Source organism: Idiomarina sp. (assembly GCF_048265525.1).
Taxonomy (GTDB): domain Bacteria; phylum Pseudomonadota; class Gammaproteobacteria; order Enterobacterales; family Alteromonadaceae; genus Idiomarina.
The window spans coordinates 309160-318798 of record NZ_JBLXBI010000003.1 but is presented as its reverse complement, the minus strand read 5'-3'; the positions used below and the strand labels follow the sequence as shown (position 1 = coordinate 318798).

Annotated in this window: 11 protein-coding genes; 5 read left to right on the top strand and 6 right to left on the bottom strand. The window is 45.9% G+C overall.

The window, feature by feature from the left end:
• Nucleotides 1–180: 180 nt before the first annotated feature.
• Entirely contained in the window at nt 181–1281 is a 1101-nt protein-coding gene (gene trmA, locus ACN0TF_RS09125; protein ID WP_417441668.1) for a tRNA (uridine(54)-C5)-methyltransferase TrmA, read from the top strand.
• On the opposite strand, the gene ACN0TF_RS09120 is transcribed toward trmA, so the two are convergent.
• From ACN0TF_RS09120 to efp, 3 genes are all read right to left on the bottom strand, one after another.
• Entirely contained in the window at nt 1278–1682 is a 405-nt protein-coding gene (locus ACN0TF_RS09120) for a MerC domain-containing protein (protein ID WP_417441667.1), read from the bottom strand. The genes trmA and ACN0TF_RS09120 overlap by 4 nt on opposite strands.
• A gap of 102 nt (nt 1683–1784) precedes the next feature.
• Nucleotides 1785–2762, bottom strand: coding sequence for an EF-P lysine aminoacylase EpmA (gene epmA / locus ACN0TF_RS09115; RefSeq protein WP_417441666.1), 978 nt, complete (start codon nt 2760–2762; stop codon nt 1785–1787).
• Between the two features lie 6 nt (nt 2763–2768).
• Nucleotides 2769–3338, bottom strand: coding sequence for an elongation factor P (gene efp / locus ACN0TF_RS09110; protein ID WP_253618093.1), 570 nt, complete (start codon nt 3336–3338; stop codon nt 2769–2771).
• 108 nt (nt 3339–3446) lie between these two features.
• On the opposite strand from efp, the gene epmB reads away from it, so the two are divergent.
• Nucleotides 3447–4493, top strand: coding sequence for an EF-P beta-lysylation protein EpmB (gene epmB, locus ACN0TF_RS09105; RefSeq protein WP_417441665.1), 1047 nt, complete (start codon nt 3447–3449; stop codon nt 4491–4493).
• Complete coding sequence (locus ACN0TF_RS09100; protein WP_417439047.1) at nt 4490–4810, top strand: hypothetical protein; 321 nt, start codon at nt 4490–4492, stop codon at nt 4808–4810. The genes epmB and ACN0TF_RS09100 overlap by 4 nt, the downstream gene beginning before the upstream one ends.
• On the opposite strand, the gene ACN0TF_RS09095 is transcribed toward ACN0TF_RS09100, so the two are convergent.
• The 3 genes from ACN0TF_RS09095 to ACN0TF_RS09085 all read right to left on the bottom strand — a co-directional run bounded on the left by ACN0TF_RS09095 (nt 4791) and on the right by ACN0TF_RS09085 (nt 7416).
• Nucleotides 4791–5297: a DUF3016 domain-containing protein gene (locus ACN0TF_RS09095; RefSeq protein WP_417441664.1), complete on the bottom strand. Its 507-nt coding sequence runs from the start codon at nt 5295–5297 to the stop codon at nt 4791–4793. The two genes, ACN0TF_RS09100 and ACN0TF_RS09095, sit on opposite strands and share 20 nt — an antisense overlap.
• A gap of 124 nt (nt 5298–5421) precedes the next feature.
• Complete coding sequence (gene groL, locus ACN0TF_RS09090) at nt 5422–7068, bottom strand: chaperonin GroEL (RefSeq protein WP_417439045.1); 1647 nt, start codon at nt 7066–7068, stop codon at nt 5422–5424.
• 57 nt (nt 7069–7125) lie between these two features.
• Entirely contained in the window at nt 7126–7416 is a 291-nt protein-coding gene (locus ACN0TF_RS09085) for a co-chaperone GroES (protein ID WP_011235507.1), read from the bottom strand.
• A 164-nt stretch (nt 7417–7580) separates the two neighbouring features.
• Between ACN0TF_RS09085 and cutA the strand changes: the two genes are divergently transcribed.
• On the top strand, nt 7581–7901 hold the full coding sequence (gene cutA / locus ACN0TF_RS09080) for a divalent-cation tolerance protein CutA (protein ID WP_417441663.1): 321 nt from the start codon (nt 7581–7583) through the stop codon (nt 7899–7901).
• Nucleotides 7898–9610, top strand: coding sequence for a protein-disulfide reductase DsbD (locus ACN0TF_RS09075; protein WP_417441662.1), 1713 nt, complete (start codon nt 7898–7900; stop codon nt 9608–9610). The genes cutA and ACN0TF_RS09075 overlap by 4 nt, the downstream gene beginning before the upstream one ends.
• Nucleotides 9611–9639 lie beyond the last annotated feature (29 nt).

The window sequence follows — 9639 nt, the reverse complement described above, 5'->3', positions numbered from 1 at the left end:
GAGATTTAACTCGTCCCGTCAAGCGCTTTTAGCACCTTTCTAACTGTTTCTTTACTGACTGCGTAAAGTTTCAGCAAATGTGATCAAATCCAACATGAATAAAGGGCGTTGGCACATAAAGGCATTGATGCGTAAAATAGAAGCCTGACTAATTACTGGCAAATATGGCGTAACTTCATAATGACTTACAAACGAATCGATACATCTGAATACCCACAACAACTCGCACAGAAGGCAGACCGGGTTAGAGAGATGTTTCGTCCTTTTCACATTAATGAAGTGGAAGTGTTTGAATCGCCCGCCAGTCACTACCGAATGCGTGCTGAGTTTCGGGTTTGGCACGAAGGCGACGACTTGTACTACATTATGTTTAACCCTGAGACACGTGAAAAAATCCGCATGGATGAATTCATACCAGGGAGCCTACTTATTAATGAACTAATGAAAGAGCTTATTAGTTTATTAAAACCGAATGATGTTTTACGTCGCAAACTGTTTCAAGTGGATTTCCTGACTACCACCACCGGTGAAGCCATTATCTCTTTACTCTACCATCGGCCTTTAGATGACGAATGGGAACAGGAAGCCATTCAACTTCGCGAGGCGCTGACTTCTATAGCTAAGGTTGAGGTTATAGGAAGAGCTCGTAAGCAAAAACGCGTGTTATATAAAGAAAGCGTCACTGAAGAAGTTAAGGTTGAAGGCAAAAGCTATCTGTCTCTACAAACCGAGAACAGCTTCACTCAGCCAAATGCCATTATTAATCAGCAAATGATCAGTTGGGCTAAACGCCACGCTGGCAACAATTCGCATGACTTACTAGAGCTTTATTGCGGCAACGGCAATTTTACCTTACCGCTGGCTGAGAACTTTAATCGTGTTTTAGCTACTGAAATTAGCAAAAGTTCTGTTGCGGCGGCTCGCGAGAACGCAGAATTGAACAACATTCAAAATGTCACCGTTGTTCGTATGTCTGCCGAAGAGTTTAGCGCAGCTTTAAGTGGTGAACTGGAATCTAAACGAGCTACTGATGCCGAGATTCATAGTTTTGATTGTAAAACCGTATTGGTTGATCCACCCAGAGCAGGTTTAGATAAAGACACATTAAAGTTGGTGTCTCAGTATCAAAGGATAATTTATATTTCCTGTAACCCAGAAACTTTGACAGAGAACATTCATGATTTATCCAGTAGTCATAAAGTTACTGCAGCTGCAATGTTCGATCAGTTTCCCTACACAGGCCACATTGAAACGGGCGTTGTTCTGGAAAGGAAGAGTTAGCCTTGAACGGGCTCTTCCGCCACTGGGGCAAAATTAAGCTTACGGCTTAAGCGAAGATTCGAGACATGGGCATAAATAATGAGGCCGGCACCAAATAGAATAATGACAGGTTCCCCCCAATGCCCCAGAATATCGCGTTGGGAGTAGATAAATGCGCCTAACAGCAATAATGACAACAGGTGCCATTGGCCGTGCTTTCGAGCTCCGCTAATAAGAGATAGAAGCCCAATAACGACGCTAAGGCCTAAAATAGCATTTTCCAGTAAATCTTCACCGATAAAAGCCAGACCGGCCATAGCTAACAACGGCAGAATAACAGGCAACAATAAGCAATGAATCGCACACAAAGTGGTGACCCAAATTCCTGCTTTATCCAAATTTTTGGATGCTGTTGCTGACATACTAGAAACTACCTTCTGCATAAACCTAAGCTGTAATATTATAACATACGAAAAGAATAGCCAAGGGAGATCAGAAAAAATTGTTTTCTCAGGTAGTTCTGATCAAGCAGTTTGGATAGAAAAAGGCAGCACTTCGGTTATTGATTTCGCCCCACAGGCAATCATTAGCAGCCGATCGAACCCTAGTGCTACGCCGGAACACGCGGGGAATCCCGACTCTAACGCCGCCAATAAGCGAATATCTTCGGGTTGTGTGGGCAAATTCAGCTGTTTACGTCGTTGGTTATCCTGGTCAAAGCGCAGGCGTTGCTCTGCTGGATCAGCAAGCTCATTATAACCATTGGCCAATTCCACTCCCTGATAATAAAACTCAAATCGTCTGGAGACACGTGGATTATGCTGGTCAATTTTGGCTAAAGCAGCTTGCGACTTTGGAAACTCGGTGATGCAAACAGGTACCTCCTCAGGAAACTGGCCTTCTATTAATTCCGAAAAGGCGACTTGAAGAATTGTATTTTCGTCGGCTTCTTCGGACATCCAGTCCGTTAAAGCGGGTTGTTCAATAAGCCGCTGTCTGATGCTTTCAACACCGGAAGCCGTCAAAGGGTCTTCGCCCAGGTAATCAATAAAACACTGCTGATAACTGATGACTTTCGTTTCTGGTGCATCACACATTTCAGTCAGCAGTTCTGAAACCTCTGCAATTAGCTGAATATCGTTGTATCCCACCCGATACCACTCAAGTAAAGTAAATTCAGGATTATGAAAGCGTCCTATTTCGTCGTCGCGAACCACATGGCTCAATTGATAAATATCTTTTCCATAAGCTGCAAGAATTCGCTTCATTGCGTATTCGGGAGAGGTTTGCAAATAGAGTGTTCTATTTCCTGAAGCTAGTGGGTACTTGAATTCCGTGGTGAGATTATTCAGATGGCAATCTGTTACCCCAAACTGAGACAACAAATGCGTATCGACTTCGGTTACCTTTCTTTCATAAAAAAACTGGCGGACTTGCCGCATGAAATCAGCGCGTTTAACAAGCACTGACCAATCTGCTGCTGGCCGCCAGTCTATCGTCATATCTATTTACTTTTGAACGCGGGAAACGTATTCGCCCGAGCGAGTATCAACTTTGATCACTTCGCCAATTTGTACGAATAACGGAACACGAACAACCGCACCTGTACTCAGCGTGGCAGGTTTACCACCAGTACCGGCGGTATCACCTTTAAGCCCAGGGTCAGTTTCAGTAATTTCCAATTCAACAAAGTTTGGCGGCTGAACATTAATCGGCTTCCCTTCCCATAGGGTCAGAGTACAAACATCCTGCTCGACTAACCATTTCTCAGCATCGGCAACAGCTTTGGCGTCTGCCGGAACTTGCTCAAAGGTTTCGTTATTCATGAAGTGCCAGAACTCACCATCGTTATAAAGATAAGACAGTTCCAACTCAATAACATCAGCGCCTTCAACGGATTCGCCCGACTTGAAGGTTTTTTCGACAACTTTCCCGCTGATTAATTTGCGAATTTTAACGCGGTTAAAAGCCTGACCTTTACCCGGCTTAACCATTTCATTTTCAACGATCGAGCATGGCTCGCCGTCCTGCATGATTTTTAAACCACCTTTAAATTCACTCGTACTATAATTCGCCATAACAAGACTTTCCTTTGTAAATGCCTGATCATTTGCGCGCAATAATAAAACAAATAGCGACTTTTTTCAGGTAAAATATGGAGTATTTGCAGCAGTCGCGGAGGCGTAGTGCCTGAGCCAGCGTATCCTATCTCTATAAATGATCGTCCTGACTGGCAGTTCGAGCTGAAACAAGCCTATACCCAGCCAGAAGAACTGCTACGTGCACTCAAACTCGATCCCGCATTATTTAGTGACGATATCAAAGCTCGTAAGCTTTTTGCTATGCGAGTGCCAAGGCCTTTTGTTGCACAAATGAAAGTACAGGACAGTAACGACCCATTATTACGTCAGGTTCTTCCTTTACACAACGAATTTGATTCGGCTCCCGGTTACAGCACCGACCCCCTGCAAGAGCAACAAGGCCCCGTAAATGGTCTTCTGCACAAGTATAAAAGCCGAGTATTGTTGATACTGCAAGGCGGCTGTGCGGTCAATTGTCGTTATTGCTTCCGGCGTCACTTTCCTTACGACGAATTAACCTTCAGTAAACGCCAGCTAACGGAGACACTGGAGTACATCCGGCAACACCCGGAAATTAATGAGGTGATTCTGAGTGGCGGCGACCCTCTGATGGCGAACGATAACCGCCTTAAGGATTTGATCAACGAATTTGAATTATTGCCCCAACTCACCCGTTTACGTATTCATAGCCGGTTGCCAGTCGTGATACCCTCCCGCCTGACGCATAAGCTTAAAGAAGTGCTCAGCAACAGTCGTTTGCGAAGCGTTTTAGTGCTTCATGCGAATCATGCAAATGAGATTTCTCCTGAGTTAGCCGAGGCACTCGATGACTGGCATCACGCGGGTATCCATTTACTGAACCAGAGCGTCTTACTTAGCGGAGTAAATGACAATTTAGCCGCGCTTATTGAGCTTAGTGAAAAGTTATTTAGTGCCCGGGTTATGCCCTACTATTTGCACCAGCTGGACAAAGTTGAAGGCGCGAGTCATTTCGCGGTTAGTGACGAGAAGGCGCAAGCCTTGTGGCAAAAAATGACTCATGAATTACCTGGGTTTCTGGTTCCTCGTCTGGTCAGAGAGGAAGCTGGCGAGCTCAGTAAAACAGCTATCATGCCGGACGGCACTAATACATTAAAAGAGGAAAAACTATGAGCGATAACCTGGAAAGTGTAGAAAACAAACTACAGGATCATCTTCAGCAACTGTATCGTCAAGTTATTGATGCAGACCAGTACCTTGATGACCTGCGTCAACAAGGCAAAGCCAAGTTCCAGGGCGTTTTCGCTGAGCAAACTGTCTTTGAAAGCACAGGTAACCGTTTTCAGCCCTACCTTAATGAAATTGCTGCCAACTTTGAAAAATGGCAGCAGGACAAAGAAAACGAGCAGCAGTTGCAGTTACTGGTACAACAATTACAGTTAATGACCGAAACTCTTGCTCGTCTTAAAGCTATTCGTCAGGCTGGCTAGTAAGCGTTTCTTCAAACCAGTGGGTTAACATTTCTTCTTCAAAATATAAGTCGTTCCGACGCACCCGCGATGCCAGGCTGTCGTAATTGAATCTCATGTTTTTTACGTGAGCCTGGCCTTCTTTTATAGCCTCGCCCGATTTATCGACTAAGCGATAATCAAACTCCATTTGCGGGAAATCAATTTCCCGAACAATACGCACGTAATTAGAGCTCGAGCGTCCAAATGTCGGCTCCAGCCGACCGGTTAAATCAACATCCGTCACGGTAATTTCCAGCTTCTGATCTTCAGGAAGCTTTGCCGCCAACTCCTGAAAATGCTCCGTCAGCTTATCCATCACCTTTTGTTCATAACGCTCTCTTGAACCGTCAGCCGGATGAATATCTGTGTAACTATCAACATCTTTCCAGGAAACCTCAGCCGTACCAGCTAATGCTGTAAAGCTAAAGGCTAATAAAGCCGTTCCCACTATACCTTGAACACGCATGCTATCTTCCTCCCATACAATCGCCAAGGATGTCATCCTGATGTTAGAACACAAATAATGAAAAAAATTCCATAAAAAAAGGGGAGCCATAAAGGCTCCCCTCTTAGAAAGTGCGTTGGGAGGCTTACATCATGCCGCCCATACCGCCCATTCCACCCATGTCGCCACCAGGCATACCGCCAGCGTTGTCATCTTGTGGAATGTCAGCAATCATTGCTTCGGTTGTGATCATCAGTGCGCCCACAGATGCTGCGAACTGAAGTGCCGAACGGGTGACTTTGGTTGGATCCAGAATACCCATTTCCAGCATATCGCCGTAAGTGTCATTACCTGCGTTGTAACCATAGTTACCTTCGCCAGCACGCACGTTGTTAGCAACCACTGAGCCTTCGGCGCCAGCGTTCATCGCGATTTGACGCAAAGGAGCTTCCATCGCACGCAAGGCTAAACGAATACCAACGTTCTGTTCTTCGTTGTCACCACGCAGTTCTGCCAGTTTGCTCGCAGCGCGAACCAGAGCAACACCACCACCAGGTACCACGCCTTCTTCAACAGCTGCACGAGTTGCATGCAACGCATCTTCAACGCGCGCTTTTTTCTCTTTCATTTCCATTTCAGTAGCAGCGCCGACTTTAATTACCGCAACACCGCCAGCTAACTTAGCCAGACGCTCTTGCAGTTTTTCACGGTCGTAGTCAGACGTCGTGTCTTCCATCTGCTGCTTGATTTGGTTAACGCGACCGTCGATAGCGGTATCGTCGCCATTACCGTCAACAACTGTTGTGTTGTCTTTAGTAATAACAACGCGTTTCGCAGTACCTAAGTCTTCCAGCTGAGTTTTTTCCAGCTCCATACCGATTTCTTCAGAAACCACAGTACCGCCAGTCAGAACAGCAATGTCCTGCAGCATCGCTTTACGACGGTCGCCAAAGCCTGGTGCTTTAACCGCAGCAACTTTAACGATGCCACGCATATTGTTTACAACCAGAGTTGCCAGCGCTTCGCCTTCAACGTCTTCAGCAATAATCAGCAGAGGTTTACCGGCTTTAGAAACACCTTCTAATACCGGCAGTAACTCGCGGATATTAGAGATTTTCTTATCAATCAGAAGAATGAACGGGTTGTCTAATTCAACCGAACCGCTTTCCTGATTGTTAATGAAGTAAGGAGACAAGTAACCACGGTCGAACTGCATACCTTCAACAACGTCCAGCTCGTCAGTCAGTGCCTGACCTTCTTCAACGGTGATAACACCTTCCTGGCCTACTTTGTCCATTGCCTGAGCAATGATTTCGCCAATAGTGTGATCAGCGTTTGCAGAAATAGTTGCTACCTGAGCAATGGCTTTGCTGTCGGCACAAGGCTGAGAAATTTTCTTCAGCTCTTCAACTGCAGCGATAACCGCTTTGTCGATACCGCGCTTAAGATCCATCGGGTTCATGCCCGCGGCTACTGACTTCAAGCCTTCGTTAACAATGGCTTGAGCCAGAACGGTTGCGGTTGTTGTACCGTCACCCGCTTCGTCATTTGCTTTAGACGCGACTTCTTTAACCATCTGCGCGCCCATGTTCTCGAACTTGTCTTCCAGCTCGATTTCTTTCGCAACAGAAACACCGTCTTTAGTGATAACTGGCGAACCGAATGATTTGTCTAATACAACGTTGCGACCTTTTGGACCCAGAGTCACTTTTACTGAATCGGCAAGAATATTAACGCCTTTCAGCATTTTTTGACGCGCTGTGTTACCAAACTTGACTTCTTTAGCTGCCATTTTTGCTTTCCTCTTAAATTCGTTTAGTCGGTTGTGCTAGTAAGCGTTTCTGACGTCTTATTCTTCAACAGCCAGAATGTCGCTTTCACTCATGATTAAGTACTCTTCACCGTCAATTTTCTCGGTTTTAACACCGTAGCCTTCATTGAACAGCACTTTGTCACCAGCTTTTACGTCTAGTGCACGTACCTCACCGTTATCCAGAATGCGGCCTTTGCCTACTGCTACGATTTCACCGCGAGTAGATTTTTCTGCCGCAGAACCAGTCAGAACAATGCCGCCAGCCGATTTCGCTTCGACTTCGGTGCGCTTAATAATGACTCGATCGTGTAAAGGACGAAGTTTCATTGTTGATAACTCCTCAACCTATTGTTGTTAGTGGTTAATACCCCTAAGGGGCGGATAAATATGTGTGTGCACATTAAATGGGGGATGAATTTTTGTTATCAAGGGGGAAGCACAAAAATTTTTATGCTAATTTGCAAAACTGACAGGCGCTATAGGGAGGTTCTATGACTCAGCACCCACAATTGATTTTATGCACCACAGACAGTTCTGACTCGGCTAAACAACTGGCTCGTTCTCTGCTCGAAAGAAAGCTCGTGGCCTGTGTCAATATAGTGCCTAATATAACCTCAATTTATTCGTGGCAGGGCGAATTGCATGAAGACCAGGAGTGGCTTTTGCTGATAAAATCGACTGCGGAACGTTTCAGTGACATAAAAAGTACCATCAGTGCGATTCACCCTTACGATTCCCCAGAATTAATAAGCATCAATATTGAAGATGGCTTACCCGATTACCTGACGTGGATACAGGATTCAGTTAAATGATACAAAGATTCATCACATGTCTCGCAGCCTTAACCCTGGTTTTTGCCGTCGTTGCGCCAGCACATAGTGTGCAATCGAATCCATTCCAGCAGGACAATCAGTTTTTGTCGGTAGATCAGGCTTTCGATTTCGACAGCGAAGTTAATGGCAACAAAGTGACCGTCAGTTGGGTTGTAGCTCCCGAGTACTATTTGTATCAACACCGCTTTAAGGTGGTTCCGGAAAATGCGTTAGCAGCAGCCCCTGAACTCCCGCAAGGCGAGTCTCACAGCGATGAGTTTTTTGGTGAATCGGTTGTGTATCGCGACTACGTTGAGTGGTCTTTTACACTTAACCCGGAGTTTTCCGGCAACACCATTACCGTTCAGTATCAAGGCTGCGCAGATGCGGGGTTATGTTACCCGCCCACTGAAAAGCAGATCAAACTCTCCAGTACTAGTGAGACTGGCTCAGGCTCCACCACCGCACCGCCAAACACCGACAGCAGCCTGTTCGGTATAGGTGAACAACATTTAATCATTACACTGTTACTCTTTTTTGCTTTGGGTATTGGCTTAGCTTTTACCCCCTGCGTGTTTCCTATGTACCCCATTTTATCCGGCGTAGTGTTGGGCAACCGTGAACGTAACTGGAAAAACACACTTTGGCTTTCCTTTATATACGTTCAGGGTATGGCCATTACCTATTCTTTATTAGGTCTGGTTGTGGCATCGGCGGGTATGCAGTATCAGGCTTACTTTCAGCATCCGGTGGTGTTAATTGTTCTGGCAGCATTGTTCGCACTTTTTGCTTTAAGTATGTTCGGGGCTTATACGTTGCAGCTACCCATCAGCTGGCAGTCGAAACTGCAAAGCCTTAGCGGGCAGCAAAGCGGTGGCAATGTCGTTGGCGTCTTTATTATCGGCGCTATTTCCGGCCTGGTAGCATCGCCCTGTACCACAGCCCCCTTGTCAGGAGCCTTACTCTTTATTGCGCAATCGGGCGATATAGTAAGCGGCGCCGCTATTCTTTACGCATTAAGCCTGGGTATGGGCGTGCCACTTATTTTATTCGGCTTAAGTGGCGGCAAGCTTCTGCCCAAAGCCGGCGCGTGGATGAACGTGGTTAAGCAGTTCTTCGGTTGGCTGTTATTGGCAGTTACCTTATTCTTAATTGAGCGCCTTATTCCGACCAGTATCAGTATGTGGCTATGGATTTTTTACTTTATTCTCGCCGCCGTATCTCTGGCTGTTTCGATAAGCCAGCCGCTTCGCACCACCACAAAAGTTATCACTATTGTATTTCTGGCCGCGGCAGCTACTACAGGCAGTTACTGGCAGGTTAATAAAGCGCAATTGGAGCAAAAAAGTCACGGCCTTTTTACTGTTGTTAGTAATGTAAGCGACATACAGCAACAAATAGCAAAGAGTGACCGCTGGGTAATGCTAGACCTTTATGCTGACTGGTGCGTGGCCTGCAAAGAATTCGAGCAGTACACCTTTTCAGATGAACAGGTTCAGGCGCAGTTTCAGGAGTTAAAACTCATTCAGGCCGATGTTACCCGCAATAATGCGCAAGACGTTGAGATTCTGAGTCGCTACAAGGTGCTGGGCCTGCCCACTATTCTGTTCTTTGACCCGAAAGGCAACGAACGCTCTGAATACCGGGTTACCGGTTATATGAACGCTGAAGATTTCGAAAAGCATCTGGAAAAGATAGTTTCCGAGTAAACTTGTGCCTAAATGCGCTGATAAGACCA

Coding starts and splice junctions, on each gene's coding strand:
- ACN0TF_RS09120 (WP_417441667.1), bottom strand. CDS start 1,682: ATGTCAGCAACAGCATCCAAAAATTTGGATAAAGCAGGAATTTGGGTC.
- efp (WP_253618093.1), bottom strand. CDS start 3,338: ATGGCGAATTATAGTACGAGTGAATTTAAAGGTGGTTTAAAAATCATG.
- ACN0TF_RS09100 (WP_417439047.1), top strand. CDS start 4,490: ATGAGCGATAACCTGGAAAGTGTAGAAAACAAACTACAGGATCATCTT.
- trmA (WP_417441668.1), top strand. CDS start 181: ATGACTTACAAACGAATCGATACATCTGAATACCCACAACAACTCGCA.
- groL (WP_417439045.1), bottom strand. CDS start 7,068: ATGGCAGCTAAAGAAGTCAAGTTTGGTAACACAGCGCGTCAAAAAATG.
- ACN0TF_RS09085 (WP_011235507.1), bottom strand. CDS start 7,416: ATGAAACTTCGTCCTTTACACGATCGAGTCATTATTAAGCGCACCGAA.
- epmA (WP_417441666.1), bottom strand. CDS start 2,762: ATGACGATAGACTGGCGGCCAGCAGCAGATTGGTCAGTGCTTGTTAAA.
- ACN0TF_RS09095 (WP_417441664.1), bottom strand. CDS start 5,297: ATGCGTGTTCAAGGTATAGTGGGAACGGCTTTATTAGCCTTTAGCTTT.
- ACN0TF_RS09075 (WP_417441662.1), top strand. CDS start 7,898: ATGATACAAAGATTCATCACATGTCTCGCAGCCTTAACCCTGGTTTTT.
- cutA (WP_417441663.1), top strand. CDS start 7,581: ATGACTCAGCACCCACAATTGATTTTATGCACCACAGACAGTTCTGAC.